This window comes from Echinimonas agarilytica (assembly GCF_023703465.1).
In the GTDB taxonomy this organism is placed as follows: domain Bacteria; phylum Pseudomonadota; class Gammaproteobacteria; order Enterobacterales; family Neiellaceae; genus Echinimonas; species Echinimonas agarilytica.
Map to the genome: position 1 here is coordinate 160,936 of NZ_JAMQGP010000009.1, position 24,049 is coordinate 184,984.

General features: G+C 46.4%; 23 protein-coding genes. 4 read left to right on the forward strand and 19 right to left on the reverse strand.

What is annotated here, in order from left to right; all coding sequences use genetic code 11:
• Nucleotides 1–12 precede the first annotated feature (12 nt).
• A complete protein-coding gene (locus NAF29_RS16420) occupies nt 13–786 on the reverse strand; it encodes a ferredoxin--NADP reductase (protein WP_251262716.1) in 774 nt (257 codons plus the stop codon).
• Nucleotides 787–1,174: 388 nt separating this feature from the next.
• Between NAF29_RS16420 and NAF29_RS16425 the strand changes: the two genes are divergently transcribed.
• Complete coding sequence (locus tag NAF29_RS16425; RefSeq protein WP_251262717.1) at nt 1,175–1,597, forward strand: hypothetical protein; 423 nt, start codon at nt 1,175–1,177, stop codon at nt 1,595–1,597.
• Between the two features lie 63 nt (nt 1,598–1,660).
• Here the strand turns inward: NAF29_RS16425 and NAF29_RS16430 are convergent, their stop codons facing one another.
• The 6 genes from NAF29_RS16430 to NAF29_RS16455 all read right to left on the reverse strand — a co-directional run bounded on the left by NAF29_RS16430 (nt 1,661) and on the right by NAF29_RS16455 (nt 9,509).
• Nucleotides 1,661–3,025 carry an MFS transporter gene (locus NAF29_RS16430; protein WP_251262718.1) on the reverse strand — a complete coding sequence of 455 codons (1,365 nt, stop codon included), beginning with the start codon at nt 3,023–3,025 and terminating at the stop codon, nt 1,661–1,663.
• 101 nt (nt 3,026–3,126) lie between these two features.
• A complete protein-coding gene (locus NAF29_RS16435; RefSeq protein WP_251262719.1) occupies nt 3,127–4,731 on the reverse strand; it encodes a glycoside hydrolase family 43 protein in 1,605 nt (534 codons plus the stop codon).
• A 70-nt stretch (nt 4,732–4,801) separates the two neighbouring features.
• On the reverse strand, nt 4,802–6,403 hold the full coding sequence (locus tag NAF29_RS16440; protein ID WP_251262720.1) for an aldehyde dehydrogenase (NADP(+)): 1,602 nt from the start codon (nt 6,401–6,403) through the stop codon (nt 4,802–4,804).
• A 107-nt stretch (nt 6,404–6,510) separates the two neighbouring features.
• The gene (locus NAF29_RS16445) at nt 6,511–7,686 is read right to left on the reverse strand and encodes a fumarylacetoacetate hydrolase family protein (RefSeq protein ID WP_251262721.1); all 1,176 of its coding nucleotides are present in this window, start codon (nt 7,684–7,686) and stop codon (nt 6,511–6,513) included.
• 27 nt (nt 7,687–7,713) lie between these two features.
• Nucleotides 7,714–8,661, reverse strand: coding sequence for an SMP-30/gluconolactonase/LRE family protein (locus NAF29_RS16450; protein WP_251262722.1), 948 nt, complete (start codon nt 8,659–8,661; stop codon nt 7,714–7,716).
• A gap of 2 nt (nt 8,662–8,663) precedes the next feature.
• On the reverse strand, nt 8,664–9,509 hold the full coding sequence (locus tag NAF29_RS16455) for an SDR family oxidoreductase (protein ID WP_251262723.1): 846 nt from the start codon (nt 9,507–9,509) through the stop codon (nt 8,664–8,666).
• Nucleotides 9,510–9,855: 346 nt separating this feature from the next.
• On the opposite strand from NAF29_RS16455, the gene NAF29_RS16460 reads away from it, so the two are divergent.
• Nucleotides 9,856–10,803 (forward strand): C-terminal binding protein, encoded by a 948-nt coding sequence (locus tag NAF29_RS16460; RefSeq protein WP_251262724.1) that lies wholly within the window; start codon nt 9,856–9,858, stop codon nt 10,801–10,803.
• 45 nt (nt 10,804–10,848) lie between these two features.
• On the opposite strand, the gene NAF29_RS16465 is transcribed toward NAF29_RS16460, so the two are convergent.
• From NAF29_RS16465 to NAF29_RS16480, 4 genes are all read right to left on the reverse strand, one after another.
• On the reverse strand, nt 10,849–11,193 hold the full coding sequence (locus NAF29_RS16465) for a DUF6508 domain-containing protein (RefSeq protein WP_251262725.1): 345 nt from the start codon (nt 11,191–11,193) through the stop codon (nt 10,849–10,851).
• Between the two features lie 13 nt (nt 11,194–11,206).
• Nucleotides 11,207–11,500, reverse strand: a complete 294-nt coding sequence (locus NAF29_RS16470) for a hypothetical protein (RefSeq protein ID WP_251262726.1) — start codon at nt 11,498–11,500, stop codon at nt 11,207–11,209.
• 268 nt (nt 11,501–11,768) lie between these two features.
• The gene (locus NAF29_RS16475; protein WP_251262727.1) at nt 11,769–14,825 is read right to left on the reverse strand and encodes an AAA family ATPase; all 3,057 of its coding nucleotides are present in this window, start codon (nt 14,823–14,825) and stop codon (nt 11,769–11,771) included.
• Complete coding sequence (locus NAF29_RS16480) at nt 14,822–15,967, reverse strand: exonuclease SbcCD subunit D (protein WP_251262728.1); 1,146 nt, start codon at nt 15,965–15,967, stop codon at nt 14,822–14,824. Before NAF29_RS16480 ends, NAF29_RS16475 begins: the two co-directional genes overlap by 4 nt.
• Before the next feature lie 191 nt (nt 15,968–16,158).
• Here NAF29_RS16480 and NAF29_RS16485 point away from each other — a divergent pair, with 191 nt between their 5' ends.
• The gene (locus NAF29_RS16485) at nt 16,159–16,866 is read left to right on the forward strand and encodes a hypothetical protein (protein ID WP_251262729.1); all 708 of its coding nucleotides are present in this window, start codon (nt 16,159–16,161) and stop codon (nt 16,864–16,866) included.
• On the opposite strand, the gene blaOXA is transcribed toward NAF29_RS16485, so the two are convergent.
• Both blaOXA and NAF29_RS16495 read right to left on the reverse strand, forming a co-directional pair.
• Nucleotides 16,863–17,672, reverse strand: coding sequence for a class D beta-lactamase (gene blaOXA, locus NAF29_RS16490; RefSeq protein ID WP_251262730.1), 810 nt, complete (start codon nt 17,670–17,672; stop codon nt 16,863–16,865). The genes NAF29_RS16485 and blaOXA overlap by 4 nt on opposite strands.
• Before the next feature lie 24 nt (nt 17,673–17,696).
• On the reverse strand, nt 17,697–18,026 hold the full coding sequence (locus NAF29_RS16495; protein WP_251262731.1) for a DUF2956 domain-containing protein: 330 nt from the start codon (nt 18,024–18,026) through the stop codon (nt 17,697–17,699).
• Nucleotides 18,027–18,213: 187 nt separating this feature from the next.
• Between NAF29_RS16495 and NAF29_RS16500 the strand changes: the two genes are divergently transcribed.
• Nucleotides 18,214–18,951: a dienelactone hydrolase family protein gene (locus NAF29_RS16500; protein WP_251262732.1), complete on the forward strand. Its 738-nt coding sequence runs from the start codon at nt 18,214–18,216 to the stop codon at nt 18,949–18,951.
• A gap of 29 nt (nt 18,952–18,980) precedes the next feature.
• Here the strand turns inward: NAF29_RS16500 and NAF29_RS16505 are convergent, their stop codons facing one another.
• The 6 genes from NAF29_RS16505 to fghA all read right to left on the reverse strand — a co-directional run bounded on the left by NAF29_RS16505 (nt 18,981) and on the right by fghA (nt 24,049).
• Nucleotides 18,981–19,934, reverse strand: a complete 954-nt coding sequence (locus tag NAF29_RS16505) for a DUF808 domain-containing protein (RefSeq protein WP_251262733.1) — start codon at nt 19,932–19,934, stop codon at nt 18,981–18,983.
• A 64-nt stretch (nt 19,935–19,998) separates the two neighbouring features.
• Nucleotides 19,999–20,508: a peptide deformylase gene (gene def, locus NAF29_RS16510; protein WP_251262734.1), complete on the reverse strand. Its 510-nt coding sequence runs from the start codon at nt 20,506–20,508 to the stop codon at nt 19,999–20,001.
• 115 nt (nt 20,509–20,623) lie between these two features.
• Nucleotides 20,624–21,697, reverse strand: a complete 1,074-nt coding sequence (locus NAF29_RS16515) for an NHL repeat-containing protein (protein ID WP_432763243.1) — start codon at nt 21,695–21,697, stop codon at nt 20,624–20,626.
• A gap of 40 nt (nt 21,698–21,737) precedes the next feature.
• Nucleotides 21,738–22,499, reverse strand: coding sequence for a phytanoyl-CoA dioxygenase family protein (locus NAF29_RS16520; RefSeq protein WP_251262736.1), 762 nt, complete (start codon nt 22,497–22,499; stop codon nt 21,738–21,740).
• A gap of 270 nt (nt 22,500–22,769) precedes the next feature.
• On the reverse strand, nt 22,770–23,078 hold the full coding sequence (locus NAF29_RS16525) for a DUF1330 domain-containing protein (RefSeq protein WP_251262737.1): 309 nt from the start codon (nt 23,076–23,078) through the stop codon (nt 22,770–22,772).
• A gap of 131 nt (nt 23,079–23,209) precedes the next feature.
• Nucleotides 23,210–24,049, reverse strand: coding sequence for an S-formylglutathione hydrolase (fghA, locus tag NAF29_RS16530; protein ID WP_251262738.1), 840 nt, complete (start codon nt 24,047–24,049; stop codon nt 23,210–23,212).

Below are 24,049 nucleotides of genomic sequence, written 5' to 3' on the forward strand. Positions count from 1 at the left end.
GCGCAAAACTGCTTACCAGTAATTCTCTGAATTGAACTGACCGTCTTTGCGTCTTAAATGCTTGGTAAGACCTAAGGCTTTAAGTGCCTCGCTGGTGTCTTTCACCATGGCAGGGTTACCGCAAAGATATACAAAGCTCCGATCTACATCGAGTGATAGTGCCGCGCCGCGTTCTAATTCGCCATTGCCAATGAGCGCAGGGATTCTTCCACGAAGGGCTTTGAGATTGTTTTCGCGGCTGACCACAGGCACATAGCGAAATTTCTGACCCCAATGGCGGCCTAGTTGGGTGATTCGTTCTTGATAGACCAAGTCTTCAGTCGTTCGAACGCCGTGCACTAATACAATATTTTCAAAGCGAGTTTTAGCTTCCTGCGTATCGAGTATGGCTAGGTGTGGACCAATCGCGGTGCCCGTGGCCATTAACCATAAATCCTTGCTCTGTTCTGGGATTTCGTTCAGTGTCATAAATCCACTGGCTTTTCGGGCGACGTAAAGGCTGTCACCCGGCGTCAGAGCATGCAACAGTGGTGTAAGTTCCCCCTGATCATCTTTGATGATCAGGAACTCCATGCATTGAAAGCCTTGGGCATGTTCGGGACTATTCACAAAGGAGTATGCGCGCCTAACCCATTCGCCGTTGCTTTTCACTAGGCCGAGTTTGGTAAATTGACCCGCTTGGTAAGGTTCAACTGCAGCTTCTATGGTGAGCGTAAACAATTGTTCTGTCCAAATTTCTCGTTGAAGCACGCGGCCTTCAATCAAGCCGTTTGGGATTTCTACCATGCGCTGTTCCACCTAAACTGAATATCTAAAAATTCTATTTCGATCGTTTGAAGCTTAGTCAAAACGGTGTGATTATGCGCAATGCTTGGAGCGCAACATTCAATTTAAGCCAAGACTGCTGGCTACGAACTTCACTCTCATTAAGTACACTGAACATTTTTGGTGAAGTGATGACACTCGCCTCACTTACATTTATTTCGGATTTCGTAATAATTTTTAGCAGAAGTTGAAACCAACTATAAAACGTTTTCAGTGCATTGAATCTTTAAAACAGTGCGCCATACCACACTCTTAAAGCGCTGGCATATTACACTGATGGGACTCGGTAACATTCGTATGTATCACACCTTGGTGTGGAATATTCATTGCGGTTTATGGGCGGGTTCAAATGCAGTATTTCAACATCTTCGATTACCTAGTTCACTCAAAAGCAAAAGACCAAGCAGAAAATGCACTACTTGCCGAATATACACTTCCCAAACTCGATGGTTTGTGTAAACAACAGTTAGTGGAACAACTCGAGTTTATTCTGCGTGCTGCCGGTTTGCCTTCGGTCACGCAACGCAATATCCGAACAACTTTCAATAATTACTCTCGCTTGCAGCAACTAAACCTAGTGGCCCTAGCCCTTCAGGATTTAGACATAGCGCCAGCGCTAGATAATGAAGTGTGGAACAACATACGCGACCCGTTGCATCAAGCGCCTTGCGGGCACGACGCTCTAAAACGCGTGCACACCAGAATTGAAGCTAAGCATGGCAAGCGCATAAGAATTGGTGCAACACCGTTATCAATGTCTGAGATGTCGTAGATAAAAAAAAGCCAAATCTTTCGATTTGGCTTTGAAACATTCGCGGGGGAACGAACGATGAGGTTAGCTATTAGGTATTGTCTTTCTACGTTTAGCTAAATCCTCTTCTACTGTTTCCATCACCGCATGGGTGTATGGATAAAAGATAATAATAAGACCCGACAACAACGCAAAAGTTCCCGGAATAATGCTCACAAGTAAAATAATTGACTCAAGAGCTTGATTATTTTGAGGTTGATTGGCTTCATAACCCGCTGCACCAAGCATATATCCAGTCAACGAACCTCCTATGACTAAACCTGCTTTGATGCCTATCATCATCGTTGAATAGATCAACGCCATGACTTTTCGGCCCGTTTTCCACTCGGTATAATCTGCTAAATCTGCATACAGTACATAGACCAGCACGGGAATCGGTCCAGCAAAAAATGATGATACTACATTTACAGCCAACATAGTCTGGTACTGGTCCGGTGGAATAAAATAGAACCCGAATAATCCCAATGCCACACAACTCGTTAAACACACAAGAAGATTGCGTTTTTCGAAACGTTTCGACACATAATTAGTGCAAACAATACCGGCTAAAAATGCAAGACTGCCCACCGTAAAAAATAACGCCGCTTTGGACTGGTCGCCCACATAGTAGTCAAAATAAAACAGCAATGCGCCATTGCGAACAGCCACATGCATGAGATTAAATAGCGCCGACACGAACAGTACAATCCAACCGATATTAGTCACCAAGGCCTTTAAGTTTCCCGCAATATCGACTTTGTCAGATATTGCGCCTGAAACCCGCTCCTTGGTGGTCATAAAAGTGAATATATAAAGGCAAGTAGCAACCACCATAAACAAACCAATGGTTAGCTGATACCCCTGAGCAATATTGCCTTCTGAACCAGAAAATGTGCCAATTAACCAAAGTGTTACGGCTCCAACAACTAACTGGCCGCTGAACGAACAAAAGAAGCGATAACTCGACAGCTGCGTCCGCTCGGTACAGTCGGACGTCATCACACCCATGAGCGCTGAGTAAGGAATCTGCACCACTGTATATAATAACATGGCCAACGAATACGAAACCCAAGCATAGATCAGTTTTGATTCGCTCGACCAATCGGGCGTAATGAACATTAAGTAGCCTGTGATGCCGAGTGGAATAGAACCCATCAAGACCCAAGGCCGATATCGCCCCCACTTGCTTTGCGTGCGATCGGCAAAAATACCCACCAACGGGTCGGTCACGATATCTAGGATACGAGTCACCGCGAACATGGTTGCAGCTGCCGTTGCTGAAATTCCAAATACATCAACATAGAATTTCAGTAGAAATAGGTTCCAAGTATGGAACAACAAGTTCGCGGCAAAGTCGCCACTACCGTACCCGACCTTTTCCAAAAAACTTAACTTGTGTTGTTGGCTCATGTGCTACTTATACTCCCATACACATCAAATACAGAGCCAACGAGGCCGACTCTCAGTTCGCATCACATCAGCGCTAAACAAAGGTCTCGCGCCCAAATAATCTAAAATTCCCGGTACTCAAACCAATCGAAGTCGGCATGAATACCTTGGCCTGAAAGGTCTTGGCAAGCCATTCCCACAAATGCGCCCGTGAAGGCTGCGTGGAATCGATGTGTAAAGTTGGATGCGTGTTCATCTGACAGTCGGCTACCGTCAAGCACAGGACCTACTTTGATCCACTCCCCCTGCTTCAATGCATAAAAATACTGTAACTGGGCGCCATCAAAATCGGCTTTCAAATAGACGCGTTCAGCGCCAGTGATGTCGATAGGTTCTGCCAACGGATGGTCATAATCAACCCGGTCGACGCTGATTAAGTTGAGAAATTTCTTACTCTTATCGCCACCTAAATCATCGCCATGAATATACAAATAATGGAAATAATACGTATTGTAATAACAGGTTAAACCCGCCATTTGTTGAAAGTTATCTGGCTCGAACTCAACGCAAGTGGCTGTTTCAATGTGGTGCGCTTGCACACGTCGCGCAACCAAGCTTTGGTTAAAACAAGACGATAGCGACTCACGCCCATATAAACGCATAAAGCCGGGACGTTGCGCTAAATTGACCCAATCAGCGGTCATTGGAATACGTGGCGCTTGGAAGTTGATATCAATGGTTTCGTCATCAAAATCAAGGCGCTCTGCTAATTCAGGAAATGCATGTTCAGGTAAATTAGGGGCTTCTACTTTGCACCTCGCTTGACGCCCACCGCATGCCAAATACAACCAGTCATCATCGCGCCATTCCATTTTTTCAATCGCCGTTTCGCGACCAGTGATGCAGTTGCCACGTTCCGTTAGCGGTCGCCCTGTTAGAAATACTGCGTACCAATCGCCATTTTGTGTTTCTACAATGTCGCCATGGCCGGTTCGTTGAAGGTACGCACTCGGTTGCTCTAAGGCCGAAATAATAGGGTTTTCTGGATGAACCTCATAGGGGCCAGTGATGGTACGAGACCGTGCAAGCGTCATGCAGTGCTCATATCCAGTCCCCCCCTCAGCAGTAAGCAGATAGTAGTAACCATTGCGTTTGTAGAGGTGTGGCCCCTCTGTTCTGCCGCGTTCAGTGCCTTCAAAAATGTATTCAACATCACCAACAAGCTTGTTCGTATCTTTGCAGTATTGTTGAAGCACAATTCCACCAAAGAATTTGTCGTGACGGTGATCCACAATCATGTTGACCAACCATGTTTTACCGTCATCGTCATGGAAAAATGATGAGTCAAAGCCGCTAGAATTCAGATATACCGGCTCAGACCAGGGGCCATTAATGTCAGTGGCCGTCACCACATAGTTGGGCGTGTCTTTCCATGGGCTGTCGAATCGACGCACATTGGTATACAAAAGGTAAAACACACCTTCATAATGTGTTAAGCACGGAGCCCAAACGCCGCACGAATCTGGAATGCCAGCCATGTCGAGTTGCGAAACGCGATCTAAGGGTCTATTGATAAGTTGCCAATGAACCAAGTCTTTCGAATGGTGAATTTGGTATCCGGGAAACCATTCAAAGGTCGATGTAACAACGTAGTAGTCGTCCTCCACACGAATGATGCTAGGATCTGGATTGAAGCCTCGGATAATTGGGTTTTTTATCATCGTCATCGTCATTGTCATTTAATTCTAATTATCTGCTTATTCGAATTGACGTACTCACGTCGCTAGTTTTCATCGTCTACACTCCTGTATATACAGGGAGGATTTTTGATTGGGTCAACTCACCGTTCACTTTCCGCAGCAAATTTAGAGGGTTATCGTTTTTCAGAGCACTTGGCAAATACGCATCAGGCAAGCCTTGATAGGCAACAAAACGAGCAAAACGCAACATGGCGTCGGCACCTACACTGGTGGTGGACGCAGCAGATGACGCTGGATAAGGACCACCATGTTGCTGAGAAGGACACACTTCCACACCGGTTGGAAAACCGTTGTATATCACTCGTCCTGCGAACTGCTCTAAACGTTCTAACAACGCGTTAGCTTGTGTCTTGTCTTTGTCGGTCGCATGTACTGTGGCGGTTAGGTTACCTTCAAAACTGTCAGCAACTTGGAGCATTTGCTGCTCGTTGTCGCATTCAACAATCATGGTCACAGGACCGAATATTTCTTCTTGAAGTGTCTTATCCACAAGAAAATCTTGAGCCGAAGTTTTTAATACAATATTGGGCGGTGTTGATGTGTCGGAATCTGAAAGTTCGACTTGATTCAGCCATTTCACGTCTGAGCGAGCAGTGATTTCCTTCACTGCGCGAACAAGTGCATTGCCGATATTGTCATTCAGTAACAGGCCTCGCGGAGTCTCGCTTAAACCTTTGGCTACTGCAGTGTTAAAATCGGCATTGCCGGTTGTAACAACGACACCTGGCGAGGTACAAAACTGACCGGTTCCCATTGCCACAGAAGCGGCCAACGTGGTTCCAATCGCTTCACCGCGCGTGCTCATTGCATCAGTAGCAACAAAAATTGGATTAACACTGCCCATTTCAGCAAATACCGGAATTGGTGTTGGACGCGATGCAGCAATATCCATGAACGCTCGGCCACCACCGAGTGAGCCCGTAAACCCTACAGCTTGAACCACTGGATGTTTAACAAGTTCGCCGCCGAGTTCATGTGTTGCGCCTTGCAACATTGAAAACACGCCGCGGGGCATGTTGCATCGCGTGATCGCTGCATCGAGTGCATGGCAAAACAATTCATTGGTTGCAGGATGAGAAGGATGACCTTTGACGATCACTGGGTTACCGGCGGCCAACGCCGACGCAGTATCGCCCCCAACACTGCCATATGCGAAAGGAAAGTTAGACGCTCCGAACACGGCAACAGGGCCCAACGGGCGCATCATGCGGCGCAAGTCTGGCTTAGGCACGGGCTTACGATCCGGGATAGCGGTATCGATACTGGCTTGAACCCATTGACCTTGTGCCACGATATCGGCAAACGCTCTTAGTTGACCACAGGTGCGAGCCCGCTCCCCTGTCATACGAGGGATGCCCAATCCCGATTCAGCATCGGCTGTTTCGAGCAGTTGATCGCCCAACGACTCTATTTCCTCAGCAATCGTATTTAAAAACTCTGAAATTTGAATATGTGAACATACCCGGTACTCAGCAAACGCAGTTTGCGCTGCAGATGCTGCGGCCTCTAATTCTGCTAGACCACAACTGTTATAGGTTGCTAAGGCTTTGCCAGTCACTGGACTTTTGGACTGAAACACCTCACTTGATGGTATTATCCAACTTCCAGCAATGTAAGACTTTTGATTCAATTTCACCATTGTGGCGTTCTCCATTTGTATCGTTTAACCCAAACGTCACTACGAATAAGTTTTAAAATTATTTTGACCAGATCTGAGCCTGTGTGGCTGCTCCGTTGATCATGTATTTATAAAAGGCCACGTTGCGCTAAGTTTTTCATTAATGCTGTGATACCAAACTCCCAAGGAGCAGCCTTGTTAGACAAAGTCACGGTATTGGTGAGTGTGCCGAGTTTGGCCGAAGAAATGCGAACAACATCGTCCATTTTATGGGTAAAACCTTGGCCTTCACCGCCCCGGTCTTGAGTGGGCGCGAATAAGGTTCCGGTGAACAAAGCAAGGCCGTCTGGATATTGGTGATTGTCTGAAATTGTTTGTGCGACTAAATCCAACACGTCCCGACTAATCTTGCTCATGTCACTACCGTCTTGCAGTGAATATTGATCTTCCGGCCCATCAATTGTGAGTTTTACTTCAGCGCTACGAACATCTTCAATACTAAATGTTTCGTCAAATAGACGAATAAACGGGCCGAGTGAACATGATGCATTGTTGTCTTTCGCTTTGCCTAACAACAAAGCACTCCGTCCTTCAACATCTCTTAGATTGACGTCATTGCCCAACGTGGCCCCTAAAACTTCCGCGTGTCTGTTCACTGCTAAAACGACTTCGGGCTCAGGATTATTCCAGTTTGAAATGGGGTGCAGACCGACCTCAGCTCCAATGCCAACTGACGATAACGGCTGAGATTTAGTGAATACCTCTGCATAAGGGCCAATTCCAACTTCGAGATATTGAGACCACAACCCCTCTTGCTGCAAGATAGCTTTTAAAGTCTCAGCCTCTTCGGACCCCGGTTTAATGTCATTGATGTTATCGCCAATACGTGCGTGGATTTTATTCCGAACTGCAGCAGCTTTTTCAGCATCACCTTCAGCGCGCTCTTCAATGACACGCTCGAGCATGGAACATATGAAGGTCACACCACAGGCCTTAATCGCTTGCACATCAAATGGCGACAAGAAGTAGGCTTTATTCAAATCAGGCATAACAATCGAATTGGCAGCGATATCTTCAAAGTCACCAATTTTTGAAAGTTTGGTCAGATCAACGTCAGACTTTGAAAAATTGTTGTTCAATAGTTCTGCACATGTTGAGCCAAGCGGCGATAAATCGTACACACCATGTTCGGTGATCCATACAGGAGCTGGCCCAGCCACACTGCCAGTCACTGCGCTTGGAAGCCACACGCGTCCTAACAAAGAACCCGCAAATTCGTCGTGCGGCAAAATAGAATTGGTCATTGTTAAATCATCCTTCATGAAGAGTATTTAGCCTTTGAATTTTTGAGTCTGAAGCCCGGTAAAGCCCGGCTTGCAAGAAAACAAACTACCCGCTAAAGGGAACGCTTTAAGTTGTTCGGGTGTCATGCCGCAGCGTGCAGTTGTGATGTACAAGGTATCGAGATTCTGCCCGCCAAAGGTACAGCTTGTGATGTTTGGACACGGTAGTTCGATCACCCGATCAATACTGCCACTGACCGAATACCGCGTGACTCGTGCGCCACCAAAGTGGGCCAACCAAATACCACCTTCTGAATCAACGGTAATGCCGTCTGTGGAACCATCTTTGCCCATATCGAGCGAGGCGAAAATACGTTTGTTTGAAATGTTGTCTTGATGGTCGACGTCAAAGGCGTAAATCACCCCTAAGCCTGTATCATTGTGATACATAGTATGGCCATCAGGACTAAATGCAGGGCCATTGGTAATAATGTAATCGTGATCCATCTTTGCAACTTGATGATCGGGTGACAATTTATAAAGCGCCCCAGTTGTCGCTGTTAAACCGTCATCCATAGAACCCGCCCAGAAATTACCGTGATGATCGATTTTTCCGTCATTAAAGCGGTTACCAGGTTTGTCAGACTCCACCAAATCGATTGCTTTGATAGTACAGGTATTAAAATCTATGGCGGCGAAACCGTCACGAATAGTGGCTATAAAACCACCTTGCTCGCGTTGTGCTAATGCAGTGACTTCGGTTTCAAACGTCCATGTTTTGTTGGTTCGATTTATCACATCAAAGCAGTGAACATGCTTGCGGAGAATATCAACCCAATAGAGACTCTGTTGTTCTGCGACCCATAAAGGTCCTTCGCCCAGCTCGGCATTCAGTTGGCTTTCCACAACCAGAGCGTGAGTCTGGTCAATACTTTTTACCAGACTAAGTTCACTGTCTTGCGTTACATCACTTTCGCGCATACACCACACACTCATATTTAGTCACTTCCAGCGTATTCAGAATCATTGCCGATACCTTCACCGCCCAATCCTAAGTAGCCGCCATCCACTGGCAAGTCAGTACCGGTAATAAAGCTGGCTTCTTGGCTGAGTAAAAATAGTACAGCGCTTGCCACTTCCTCAGGTAAACCACAACGCCTTAGCATGTGGTATTTACCCCATATAGGACCGTACTTCTCGCGGTCGTAACCGGCAGACTTGTCCACTTCACGCGTCCAAATCCAACCGGGGCTCACACTATTGACACGAACGCCCAATGGTGCCAAATCCAAAGCAGAACAACGCGTCAATTGAGCGACAGCGCCCTTGGCGGAGTTGTAGGTCCAACGTCCCGGCTGCGCAATATGAGCTGAAATGCTTGATATATTGACAATGGCTCCGCTACCGGATTTCTCCATGTAAGCGGCACAATATTGGATCATTGATGCAAAGCCCATTGGTCCAACGGTCATTGAACGAACCCACTGCTCTCGGCTTGCATCCAAGCCGGCAGCGGTAAAAGCGAAGGCGTTGTTTACCAATAAATCAATGCCCCCCATATGAGTCGCAGCAGTGTCCACTAATTGCCTACAAAAATCGTCTTCGCCCATATCTCCGTGAACAAATTCAATCTCGGCACCCTTTTTCCTTAACTGTTCAACCGCCTCTTCACCTGAGTCTTTCTCAATATCACTGATCACACACTTGCAACCGTAAGGTATAAGCGCCTCAACGCAGGCGCGTCCAATGCCCTGCGCGCCTCCTGTAACGATGACTCGCTTACCTTCTAATCCACGCATCATTCTTCTCCAAGCAATGGTTCGATCTCGTCGGTTCGATACCATGTTTACTCTTTTAGCACTTTAATTTTGGGGGTCAGGCTCCACTCAAATGTTACCGATATCTTTTTGTTTTACATCTATTGTTAAGTGGAGTTAAACCCTAATAATAATAATAACTTTAAGCCTGTTGAAGCTAAATTAAATAATTGTTACCGTTACCATATAAATTTGAGTTTAACGCGTTTTGAATCCAATATGGAAGCGGTTGCATCAAATCTTTTGATGCATCGACAAAATTGAGAACTGGCGCTGAGAAATAACGAATAACAATGTGAGGGAGGCCTCATTGTCGCCCAAACGCGTCCTTACACATATACCGAAGGGATACGAACACAGGAATACAACTACTATGAAAGTCGTAATTACTGATTGCAATTTTGAATCATTTGACCAAGAAAAAACCGTTTGTAAGCAACACGGATTTGAGCTTCAACTGCATCAGTGCTCTACGCCTGCCGAAGTTATCTCCGTTGCGCAAAGTGCAGACGCGTTACTGGTGCAATATGCCCCAATTACTCGTGAAGTACTCCAGCGTTTGTGCCACTGTAAGGTCGTTGTTCGCTATGGTATTGGAGTCGATTCGATTGATATCGAAGCGGCTAAAGAATTAGGAATCGCAGTGTGCAATGTACCTGACTATGGAATTGATGAGGTTGCAGATCACGCTGCTGCCCTGGCACTTTCTTTGGGTCGTCAGTTGCCCTATTTCGACCATAAAATCCGGCAGCAACAATGGCCTGCTGGTACACCTACCCCATTAATGTCATTTTCTGATATGACATTTGCGATTGTTGGGGCAGGAAGAATTGGTCAAGCGCTTGTTCAGCGCATGCGCCCATTCGGATTCAAATTTGTAGCATATGATCCGTTTGTCAGTGCAAACGATTTAGCCCACATAGGTATTAAAAAGCTCGAACTGGATGAACTCTTTGCAACGGCAGATGTGGTGTCCTTGCATTTACCTTTAATAGAAGCGACGCATCATGTGATTAACGCGCAGCGCCTCAAACAAATGAAGTCAAACGCAGCCCTGATTAACACTTCCCGTGGCGGACTCGTGGACACCCAAGCGCTGGCGATGGCCTTAGAAAAAGGAGAGATTGCGTTTGCTGGCATTGACGTGTTCGAATCGGAGCCGATGGAACAGAGTCATCCTCTTCGCCGATGCACGAATGCAATTCTGACTCCTCATATTGCTTACTATAGCGTGGCCAGTGTTGTGCGCTTGCAACGCTATGCAATTGAAGATGTGGCGCGTTGTTTACTTGGAGAAGACCTGCGTTGCCGGGTGTGTTGATGAGTTGCAGGCAGGTTTTTTAAGCACTTATATCGGCTTTGCAGGTTAACGAGCGATTTGCTCTGCACGTTCCAACACCCGTTCAACTAACCCTTGCTTCAACACATCGATCCACATGCCATCACTAAAGCGTTCGACTATGTTGATATGCGTGAGGATGGAACGAATGGCGATATCGTCGGCACTTTCCAAATGATTGATATAATGTTGCGTTTCACCGGGATCGTAAGACGGATTGCTCCATACTGGCGTGAGCAGTTTCGCCATAAACTCAACAATATTGGGTGGGTAATTAATAGTGCCGCGTTTGGGCACAATAACATCAGCAAGTGCATTCACTGCATGATCATATTCGATCTTGAGATCTTCAACATCTGCTTTCGTAAACATGAGGTTGCTCGCCTTACCCATTGCCTTGCTGAACCAACGCCAGCAGTTGTTTTTGTGTACTCGGAATAATGACCACCTCTTGAAAGTCACTATCGAGAAGATAATTTTCACCTTTGGGAGTAACTTTATACATAATCAAGTCATCGCGAGTGAGCTCTGTTTTGTGAGTGAGTAATCCAAGCTCGAAAAAGGTTTTATAGTCCAAATTGTAAATTTGAATAAAGTCGCTTAAAGCAACAAAACCAGCTGACTTTTTTCGCGCAATCCAGTGACTTCGCTCTGCAATAAAATCTTTAGATAAATTCATTCATACCCTCAACACAGACCCAATATTGGTCTACTCATACATATTATTAATGATGGAAGATCCTTCTCGGTAACCAAATTCTCGACAATCTACACTTTTATGTCATGGCGTTTCTCTGATTAAAATCATGATTGAATAAGTCTTGAAATCGAATTAAATACGTCTTGGCGACAAGATCAAAAAAATGAAACGTCTACGTCCGTTAATGAGAGGTAGGCTAGCGTGCCCTTCACTCATAAATTTGAGTAAAAGACACGGCATGAGTGTTTTAGGGAAGGGAAATTGAAATGCGACTACCGCTCGGAGTTTTATGCAAATCCACACGGGTTGCAATCTGTTCTTTCATTTCGGTGACATGAGAAATCACGCCAATCATGCGGCCGCTCGATTGCAAATCAACCAAGGTTCGAATCGCCAAATCAAGTGATTCTTGATCCAAGCTACCAAAGCCTTCATCAATAAATAAGGTGTCTAATCGGATACCGCCGGCGTAAGCTTGAACCACATCTGAAACACCCAGTGCCATCGATAACGCTGCCATAAAGCTCTCTCCACCGCTGAGTGTCGCAACTGAACGAACTTTGGAGGAATACGCATCTTCCACCTCAAGTTCAAGACCCGAAGCTTTATTCCCCTTAGCGCGCTGCTCTTTACGAAGCAATTGATAACGCCCCTTACTCATAAGCTGAAGACGCTGGCTTGCAGCCATCAACACATCATCCAACAACACGCTCAGAACAAAGCGCTGCAAACTTATCTTATTACCCGTTTTGCCGTTTGCCACAGCGGCTAATGTGCCCACCACACTGTATTCTGTTTCTAACGCGGCAGCCGCTTCGTCGGCCTTCGCCAGTTGCTGATGGGTTTGCAACAACAATGTATGTCGAGTGTGACGCAACTGCCACTCTTGCTCTGCCGATTTTTGCTTTAAATTCGCCTGAGCTACCGCTTCTTCCAATGATGGCACATCTGGCAGTACTAAATATTTGAGGCGCAGTTCGAGCTGTTCCAACTGAATGCGCAGCTGTTGTTTGAGCGTGTCATATTGTTCAACTTCAGCTTGGTAGGATTGGGATTGTTGCTCAAGCAGCAACGCAGCCTCAAAATCAGCCACCGACTCGAATGCCTGGTTAGCAAGCGCTTCGGCAAAAGATTGATCGCTCTGCGACTGCGCGCGTTCAGCGTCTGCCAATTGCCCTGCTGCTAGTTTAACCCCCGTTTGAGCCGCAGCAACCGCGTTGGTGGCTTGTTGAAACGCTTGGCTAAAGGTTGCGATATCGCGCTCCAATGCAGCCGATTCTAGTTCTATTTTGTTTAACTTGGATGTCACATCGGCCAGCGACAGCCTAGGTTGGCCAATTGTTTTAATCAGTTGCTCGCGCCTACCCACTAGACCATCACAAGTACTTTTGAGCTGTTCGTACGCTGTGCGATCTTCATCGAGTTGAGTCCTTAAAGCCGTTTCTGATTGCTGCAACGCCGCCAGAGTGTCACGCGTCAAAGCAAGTTGTTCATGTGCTCTGTGCTGTGCTGAAAGCTGTTGTTTGAGCCCTTCAATTTCTTGCTTGAGCGCATCTGGCGATAAATGAATATCTGCGCCCAATTGATCGTGTAAACGTTGCAACACCATTTGCTTTTGTTTGTATTGCTCGCGTTTCGCTGAATACTGTTCGCGCGCTTGCTGCAAGGCTGACTGCGCTGCTCTATGGTCAGCTTCAGCGGTATCCAGCTCCTGCTCACTGGGCACTGAATGTTCGGACTGCGCTGGGTTCGGATGCGACACACTACCACATACACTGCACGGTTCATTGGGGCGGAGTGCTTGGGCTAATACCGCAGCCTGACCGCGATGCCAAATTAAGCGGAGCTCTTGAAGCGATTGCAATTTTGTTTGTTCGGCTACCTTACATTGCGTACCCGTTTGTTTTTGCGCTTCAAACTGTTGATCCAGGGTCGCCAATTCTTGTTGCGCAGTAGACCATTGTTGGTAGGTGTCCACTGTGACTAGTCGCGCGTCTAACACTTTTTGCGTTTCGAGTTGCCCATCAGACTCTTCTGTGAGTTGTCTAATCGTTGTATTGGATTGCATCTGTTTTTGTAACAGTGTGTCGAGCTCACCTTTGCGCTGCTGCCCGGTGTCAGTAAGTTGTTTTTTAAGCGCTTCCGATTTGGCTAGTTCGCTCGTGATCGTATCTAATTCAGTGAGTAGTGGAATACGCTGCTGCAACTGTTCTCGGTCTACTCGTAGAGCCTGTAGCTCCGCATCGCGTTCACTGTTTTTGTCATATTCTAATTGAGCTGTTGTAAGCTTCTCGGTACTTTGTTGTAGCGTTGTTTGTTCTTGAGCGAGTTGGCGTGTAGCTTTGGTTGTTTGCTCATTCGCCAACTTAAGCGCTGCATGGTGAGGTTGAATGCGTTGCGCTTGTGTATGATTGACCAACAGTGATCGGCGATGTTCAATCTCGTCATGTTGTTGCTGTTGCGTATGTTGTTGGTTCTTTATGTCGTCAAGCTGCTGAAAATCGGCTTGCAATGACATTCCGCGCTGATATTGATTTTGAGTGGCTACCACATTTTGTGCAGCGCCTTGTTTACGCAATTCAGCTTGTTCTAAATCCGGCTTAACCTGCTCTAACTCAAGTTTTAAGTGCTGATCCGAGTCCACACCAGCGTTGAGCAGAATGCCATCGCGGCGATTGCGGTGCTCACTCACTAGTTTTTCAATGCCCGCAGCTTGAGCTTTGAGCTTATCTTCAATTTTACGGTAAATATGCGTTTGGAATAATTGGCTGAAAATCTTTTCTCGATCTTTCGAATCTGCCATTAACAATTGCCTGAATTTTCCCTGTGGCAATACCATGACCTGCCGAAATTGATCCACATTCAAACCAGTGAGTGTTTCTATTTCAGCGGTGGCTTCGGACACCTTCATAGCAACCATCAAGGTTTCAGAGCGTTGCTCATCCAACCGCCAAAGTTGTGCTTCCGGTTTTTGCGTGGTGAACCCATCCCCATTCTTTTTCTGGCGTTGTTGTTCTGGCACACGCCGAATGCGATATCGTTGACCCGCCAATTCAAATTCAAAGGTCACTTCGGTGACCACATCGGCTTGCGCTATATCGCAGCGCATTTGACTGCCTTCTCGCTCATCGCCCGTTGTTTTGCCGTATAGAGCAAAGCAAATGGCATCTAAGATTGAAGTTTTTCCAGCGCCGGTTGGGCCATTAATTAAAAACAGTGGATGCTGACCAAGCGCAGAAAACTCAATGGATTCAGAACCAGCGAATGGCCCAAAAGCGACGACGGTAAGCTTCATCGGTTTCATGAGCGATCCTCTGCGTGGTGAATCTCTTCGATGGTTTGCTGAAGTAGTTCAGTTTGCTGTGGGCTGAGCGACTCACCATTCACTTGCTCAAAGAAATCTCTAAACATCGCAAATTCGCTCTTCGCAAGGTGATCGCGATTGAGTTCGAGTGTATCGGTTTGTGCCAATAACCCAGTGCGCTCTACGTGCATCACATTGGGGTATACTGATCGTAGTTTGCCCATGGCATCTAAGATGGCGGTTTTATCAAGTAAGCGAACCATTAAATAGTCATCTCGATGAGTGTCACTCACTCCCACCTCCAGTAAATCAGAAAGTAAGCCCTCGATGATTCTCACGTCACGTTGCGCGTGCAATGGCAGTAACTCTGTGGTTGCTATGCCCTTTTGATCTAAAGTCACCAAAGTCACCGACTTATTTTGGTGCTGCTCACTGAACGAATACTTCAAAATCGAGCCTGAATAGCGAATATGCGGGTAGCCTTTAAATTGCGGCCCATGCAAGTGACCTAAAGCAACGTAGTTAAATGGCTTAAACAATTCCGCACTCACATGGTCAGCGCCACCAATACTCAACGGACGTTCCGAATCGGACGACTCTCCGCCAGCGATAAAACAGTGACTTACCACAACCTTGGGCAGACCTTTGGCATCACTCTGAATCACTTGTTCTAGCAACACCGCCATGGCCTCTTCATGAGTTCGTGCATCACAATCGAACACATCACGCACCGTGGCCGGATCCGCATATGGCACGCCATAAAACACAGCGTCAGTGTGCTTACCTTTGATCGTAATAGCTGAGATATTCGCCACCAACGGCCCAACGATGTGCAAACCACTTTGTTTAAGCTGCCGCGATGCAAATCCAAGGCGTTCATGTCCATCGTGGTTGCCTGCAATCATAATGACGGGAATGTGGTGCACTTCGATCAATTCGTGTATCACATCGTCCAATAACTTCACCGCATTGGCGGGTGGTATTGAACGGTCGTAAATGTCACCTGCAACCACCACGGCATCGACACGATGTTCAACGGCTAAATCGATGATTTGTTGTAGTACATATTGTTGGTCGTCTATAAGCGAAAAGTTATGAAGTTGGCGTCCGAGATGCCAATCTGAGGTGTGCAGGAATTTCATGGGTGAGCCAGCAATGCCATCGAATAGGTGAGAGTCAGGCGAGTATTACAACAGAGTCACCGAATAGCGACAAGCGTGTCTCGACACTAACCATTTATAACAGTCCACATTGTTTGCACATTTGATGCGAATTTCGTGCTTATTTACCCGGTAACGTAATGTCACTCGTTCAATATGGATATGACGTTTTCATGATGAAATCACTTTGCATAACCGTGTGCACTATCGCTTGTTTGCCTTTCAAAGCCTCAACCACACCTGAGACCGGAACATCAACAGTACCAAGGGGACACTTAAAATTAAGCATTCAAGCGTGCGATAGCCCAAATAGCGGTACCGTGTCGCAGATCAATCTCTCGGCAAAGCATGGGCATTACGAATACAGCTGCACAGTCAATGGCCTTGACCGAAACGATCATGGTTCATGCATCGTTGATCGTGGCCGCTACATTGATCACTCTTTATATCATTCAGAATTAGATTATTTGGCCGTCACACATGACTCCATTGACTCCCTGTGCATTACTAATTTAACGGTCTCAGCGGTGAAATTAGACACGCAAGATGTACCATTTGAAGTGAAAGGCATGAACGAATTTTGCCTAAATTTATGCGATGCAAAGGGGCTTACTACTCGCGTGTCGATCATTGCCGATGCCAAAGGCCAGTGCGAACAGTGGCAATCGCAACCAACCGAAAATGCGTTCGGAGTGTTACAGGCGAAGCAGGCGGAATTTGGGCAGCTTTGGCTTGGCGGGCATAGCAAGGCAACCTACGTGAAAGCTGCTTTTAATCCGTTGTCAGATCATTGGACATCACCCTATTCAGAGGGATTAATCACCGCGCTTAAAAACAATTCAGATACCGACCTGTGCCGCGCCCACACGAGAACACTTTAGTCGGTAGGCGCAGGTTCAAATTCAACCAGATCTAATGCCGATAAAATCGCATTGCCTAAGTGTTTTCGTTGAGCACCGTCTGATGATTGTTGGATATTAATATTAAGCGCGAATGAATAGATTTCATGGTTTTTCTGAACCCAACCAACCCACCAACCAATGTCGGGTTCAGGGGAGCTTGCCCAGCCTGTTTTGGCATACAATAAGCGACCAGGCGCGGTGGGCTGTTGAATGATAGCGGCCACATCTTGCTGAACCTTCACAGGAAATGGCAACTTTAGCTGCGCTAGTTTTGCCAAGTAATGTGCTTGTTCAATGGCGGATATAGCAACAGGGCCTTGAAGCCAAAATTGATCGATCTCGCTGCCCACTTGGGCATTGCCATATGGAATGGCTTCAAGCGCATGGCGCATTCGTTGCTTTCCAATACGACGCGCTAACGCTTGGTACACTGGAACATTCGACACAGCAATGGCATCAGCCAAGCCCATATCTTGTTCCCACACCTTTAAATATTGTGGTTGTCCACCATAGGGCAATTTGTGGTGAACGTCTTTCACCGCTCCCACTGTCAAGCCAATCAAGCTATTCACAATTTTAAAAGTCGATGCCGGTATAAATCGGGTTTCAGCTCGCGCTAAGTTAAACCCTGAATACTGCTCTCGTTGAACGTCATATAATACGAACGTGCCGTCAAGTTGGTATTTCTCGAACAGCGCCGCGACACGAGCATCAGCTTGCCAGTTCAACGCTTGTACCGTGGTAGATAACACAATCAACAGTATGCCAACAACGCTTTTTTTCATGGTCTAGCCTTGAGCTTAAATCATTCAAACAAGTGAAAAATAGTACGCTAAAAAACCTAGCCAACTGAGTACTAGTAATGCCCAAGGTACCCAGTTTTTAGATGCTTCAGGAGAGACAACAACAGATGCTTTAGCGTGTTCTACAGTAACCGCTTGTTCAAGGCCTTTATGCTGCTTGCGTTGTTTATCTCGCTGACGCGCTTTTGCTTTATGCTGTTTTTTGTATTCAGCAATGCCCTTTTCAATGCCTTGAGCAATCAACTTAGTTTGCTCTTTGGTTTGCCCTGGCCGTTGAGTAGACTTAGCCGCTTGCATCGCTTCAGATTTCGTTTCTGGAGAGATAGATTTAGACATATAACCGATACCTATTGAATGTAATGGTCGCTAGCTTACACTTGTTATTGGCAGCGATGCTAGTGCTCCAGTAACGGCGATAATGAAATGTAAAATTCCCGTTGAGAAATTCAATAATTGCTTTTCTCAATACCCAATTCATGTTTTTATCAGTGGCAGATTGTTATTAAAGTGAACACGTTAGAACATGATCATCGAAACTCAAACCGTCGACATCGACACACCCACGGGCGTAATGCGCTGCTATCAATATTCGCCTGTTGCTGAAGGCCAATATCCAGCTATTATTTACTACTCAGAAATCTTTCAACAAACAGCACCCATCGCTCGCGCAGCCGCTGTCATGGCTGGTCACGGGTTCATCGTGTTGGTCCCAGAAGTATTTCATGAGCTAAACCCCAGAGGTACAGTGCTCGCGTACGACGATAAAGGTAAAGACAAAGGCAACGCAGACAAATTTGCCAAACCACTTGAAGACCATGACAGCGATACTGAAGCGATGATTGACTACCTTGACAACCATGCAAAATGTACCGGGCGCATTGGTACCATGGGGGTTTGTATTGGCGGCCATTTGTCATTCAGAGCCGCACTCAACCCCGCGCTATTATCTGCCTTTTGTTTGTACGCCACCGACATCCACTCCAACACGCTGCCCTGCCAAGAAGGCAATGACTCCTATACTCGGGCCGGTGATATCCAAGGAGAGCTTGCCATGATTTGGGGCAAACAGGACCCTCATGTTCCAACCGAAGGTCGGCAAAAAATATATCAGCAGTTGATTGAGCAAGATGTGAATTTCACTTGGCTTGAAGTCAATGGTCAGCATGCATTCATGCGCGATGAAGGCGACCGGTACGATCCGGAACTTGCACTCAAAATGTACCTTGATGCAGTTGCCCTGTTCAGGCGCACATTAAACTAATGGCGCCATTAGTCTTGGGCATTGCTGCGCTAGCGCTGCTTGCCCAATATTCTTGCTATCGACGATATTATTGATACAACCGCCATGGTCAGCGCTCCGGCCAAAATTCCCACTACGGCATTGGTTATTACAGGCATCACACTGCTCAGTACCGAGCCTATATTTGAAATAGAGGCGGCATTGTGATCAATATGGTGTGCCACATCCGCAATCATAGGAATACCATGAACCAATATCCCACCGCCCACTAAAAACATCGCCGCGGTGCCAACTATCACCAAAAACTTCATGAGCTTAGGGGCAAATACAATGAGTCCACGCCCCAACCACTTCTGTAACGATGCATCGCCCTTTTGGTTCGCTTTTGCGAGCAAATAGAACCCTGCGTCGTCTAACTTAACAATTCCGGCAACCAAGCCATACACACCAATAGTCATGGCGATTGCGATACTGGCCACCACCAATATTTGAGTGACAAATACGCTGTCTGCCACAGTGCCTAGGGAGATCACGATGATCTCCGCCGACAAAATGAAATCCGTTCGGATTGCGCCTTTGATTTTTTGCTTTTCCATTGCAACAAGGTCAACATCTTGATCTGAATTTGCCTTAAGACGCTGCAATTGTTGTTCATGTTCAGTACTGGCATGAAACCACTTATGAAACACCTTTTCGAAGCCTTCAAAACATAAAAACAGCCCCCCAGCGAGAAGCAATAGCGTGATGGCAACGGGTAAAAATAAGCTCAGGAGTAACGCCAACGGCACCAAGATAAGCTTATTGAGAAACGACCCTTTAGCCACCGCCCACACCACAGGGATCTCGCGCTCGGCTTTGACTCCCGACACTTGTTGTGCATTCAGCGCTAAGTCGTCACCTAAAACGCCGGCTGTTTTTTTTGCCGCGACCTTGGTCATCAGCGCCACGTCATCGAGCACCGCAGCAATGTCATCCAGTAAAGCAATCAGGCTCAATCCAGCCATGGTACATCCCTATTTGTAGTTATAGTGGTCGTGAATGTGGTCAATACAACATGTCGCAATACGGTTATCGAATACGAGGTAAAAGTACGGTTTCAGCACAAATATCTGCCACAGATTCAAGCCGGTCTAACCATGTTTTGCCCATCAAGTGGTCGTATTCATGTTGAAATACACGTGCTAAAAAGCCGTCCCACTCGGCCGTGTGAACTGTACCTTTTGTGTCTTGATACTGTATTGAAACAGCGGTGGGCCTAGGAATTAAACCCCGGATGCCCGGTACACTTAAACACCCTTCCCATGCTTTTTCGATGTGCTCATTGGTGCCCGTAATCGTCGGGTTTATCATCACTAAGGGAGCCATCTCTGGTGCATGCGGATACCGTTCGTTCGGACGTGAGGCAACGATCATGATAGCGCGTGGATCGAACACTTGCGGCGCTGCGATACCAATCCCATTCGCGGTGGTCATACAGTCTAAAAGCTCAGCAATGAAGGCGTCGAGCTCTGAGTTAAACTGTGTCACTGCAATGGCTGGGGCTTTGAGGATCGGTTCACCAACTTGGGCAATCTGCATGATTTGAAAGTTTTTATACAAATGATGCGATGACTATAGCGTGTGGAAGGTTGTCACGCACAAAACAAAGCTCCAACGTTTCACAAGCCTAAGCGTTGGAACTTCAATTTATGGGTTAAACCCGTTCAAGTTTAATTGGGTAAGATTGGTTCGCCCGCCATTGGCCAACGTAAAGGTTCTCGTCATCATCAACGCACACGCCATGACAATGATTAAACACATCCCATGTGCTCTGCATAGGCTGAAGAACGCCGTCGACGTACATGGGTTCAGTACCGCCAGGATTAGACACCACTCGATTGTCGCGATCGAAAATAGAAATAAAGCCAGAATCATCTGCATTGGCGCCGTCAATATGTGACCAACAGACAGGCGCGTAAAAATGATCGTCTTTAAACACTGCGCCGCCAATATAAGCGCCCGGAGTTGCAATAGAACTTCGGTAATCGCCGTTGAGTGAAAACAATTTCATCACATGATCGGCCCTAGAACTCACAATTAGATGCGGATCAGCAGGGTCTCGATGATCAATGCTAATACCGTGTGTGTTGGTCAGATTGAGATCTGAATTGTGATTATCGTGCCCGCCCCAATGGCGAATATATCGACCTTGGCAGTCATACTGCAGTAAAAAATCTGAGCCATAACCGTCAGTGATATAGATATCACCATTTGCTGCCACGGCTACATCAGTGGGCCTAAACGGTTGCTCTGGTTTATATGCGCCGCAAGTTTGCGGATGACCAATGGTAAAAATCAAACGGCCATCGATAGTGAGTTTCGATACAAATCCGCTCTGCGCGATGACTTTATTGAACGGCGAATCCCATGCATCGGTCGATATGCCATCCCAGTTTCGATTGCTGATCCAACCCGAGTCAACCACATAAATAAAGTCTTCGCCGTTTTCATGCACCACTTCAATAGCATGAGCACCGGGGTATTCCGTTCCCCAAGAGTCGAGCAACTTACCGTCTTTGTTGTACACAATAAAGTTATTGCTTGGGTTATCGGTCACCATAATAATACGGCCACGCGAATCCATCGCAAAATCGTGGCAGTTTTCAACAGCAACATCCTTAGGGTTCAAGGCTCCCCATTGCGTATCTACTCGGTATTTAAAATCATTGTGCCCCACAATCAGCCCATGGGGGTCAAGATTAGACTTCGGCGATAACACGTTTTTAATCGTCACAATATTTACATCTCTTTTGAGCAATGAATCGGTGTTATTCAGACCAATTCAAAATGGCTGAATCATCTATTTTTTCAAATGGGAAAACCTTCGCTTCGTTCTCTTTGAATGGGCGGTTACTCAAGGTGTTGTAAGCACAGATCATCGACCACCGCGGCTCAGACGAGCGGTTTTGGTTCGATTTATGAAGTAAGTTGCAGTGGAAAAACAAAACATCACCGGGTTCAAGTTCAACGTTAATCAATTCATGAGATTTCATGGCTTGTTCAACAAACTCCATATCTGCGCCTTTTTGGTCGCCGGTTTTGTTGTGATCTAAACGCCCTAACTGGTGGCTCCCTTTTAATACTTGAAGACAGCCGTTCTCGATGGTTGCGCGGTTCACGCCAATCATGCAACTCACGATATCCGAACGCAGTAAATAGTTATCTTTGTGCCAATAACCAAAATCCTGGTGCCATTCCCAAGCACCGCCCACAAACGGTTCTTTCATCATAATTTTGGTGCTGGTGTGATATACCTCTTCACCCAATATCGCTTCAACCGACTCAGCCAGTCGGCGCCCGCGAGAAAACATGCTGTATAAATCATTCCCTGTTTCCTGCCACAGGCAAACTTTGCTCACCGTACCTTCGGCGTCTTTTTTGTGCCACGCGCGTTCGTACAGAGAGTCGTCATTGAACGCTTTATCTTGGAGGCATTTAATTTCCTCTGGCGAATAATGCCCGCGAACAATGACATACCCGTCGCGGTTAAAATCCGATATTTGTTGTTGTGTTAGAACACGGTTGTTCATGACTTATCCTCACTGCTTTGATCGTGATCACCATTACACATAATTGTTTGCAATTTTCCACAATGACACTGTTTAACGCAAAGAAATTTTTATATAAATTTATATTTTGCATATAAATCCACATTAAGCGCGGAAATTGAAGCACCGAGAATACTGCTAGAGCGGGCTATATTACGGTGTTTGGCAAAGCTTTTAATCAATCAAAAAGGCACTATTGATAGTTGATGTGAAATAAAGTACCGCTATGGTTAACCTTGTTGCGCCTGAGCATCAAGGCTCGATCACTTTGTGCATTGAGATTGGAGTAATATCGGAAACCGAGTGCTCGAAATACTGTTCCCTCACCGATTGATAAGCTTCGTCTGCAAAGAAGTCGTTCATCAGCGACTCATTTGGAAACTGAAGCGTGAATAGTCGGTTTACCGGCAAATTTGACGGGCTCTTTAGCACCGCAGAAACCTCAAAGTCGAAGGTAAATTGTCCGCCATAGCGCTCCAGTATGGGCAACATTCCTTTTCGATAGTTCTGATATTCCGTCTTGTCTGTGACAAAAAGGCCTACGATTCGCTCAAAAGCCATGGGGTCTCCGGTATGTTTAGCCCGTAAGGAGATAGTTCGCCTGAACTCCAAACTTTGGCGCTACGGCGACTCAAGAAGACTACTTAAATGAGCATTCGTTGATTGAACCTGCGTCTCTCATCATTTACACCTTACTCAGTCATGTGCTTTGCATGAAACTGCAAATGCTCGTCAATAAAGCTAGCAATGAAAAAGTAGCTGTGGTCATAACCCGGCTGTAATCGCACGTTCAGCTCACCTTTTTCAGGGGCAGATACTGCAACCAGTGAATCTGGTTTCAATTGCTCTTCAAGAAAATCATCCGACTCGCCTTGGTCGACCAGCACGGGCACATGCTTATCAACTCGCTTGATCAATTCACAAGTGTCGTACTGCAGCCATGTTGTTCGATCACTGCCCAAGTATGCCGCAAACGCTTTCTGTCCCCAAGGACATTGAGTTGGATGTGTTATAGGGCTAAATGCAGAAATTGAACGGTACAATGTTGGATTTTTCAAACCAATTGTTAATGCACCATGCCCGCCCATACTGTGGCCCGAAATAGACCTCACAGACGAAACTGGAAAATGCTGTTGAATGAGGTTGGGCAACTCTTGAGTCACGTAGTCGTACATCTGATAGTGGCGAGACCACGGAAACTCAGTTGCGTTGAGGTAGAAGCCGGCTCCCTGACCTAGATCATAACCGTCATCGTCTGCAACATCTTCGCCTCTCGGGCTGGTGTCCATCGCAACAATGGCCAATCCTAATTTAGCAGCCATTCGAAAAGCGCCCGATTTCTGCATGAAGTTTTGATCTGTACAGGTCAACCCTGACAACCAATACAATACTGGAACGGGCGCAGAAGGCGCTGCCTGAGGGGGTAAATATATTGCGAATTGCATCCTACAATTGAGCACCTCAGAATCATGCAAATACTGTTTGTGCCAGCCGCCAAACACCTTGTTCTGAGTGATATTTTCTAATGCCAT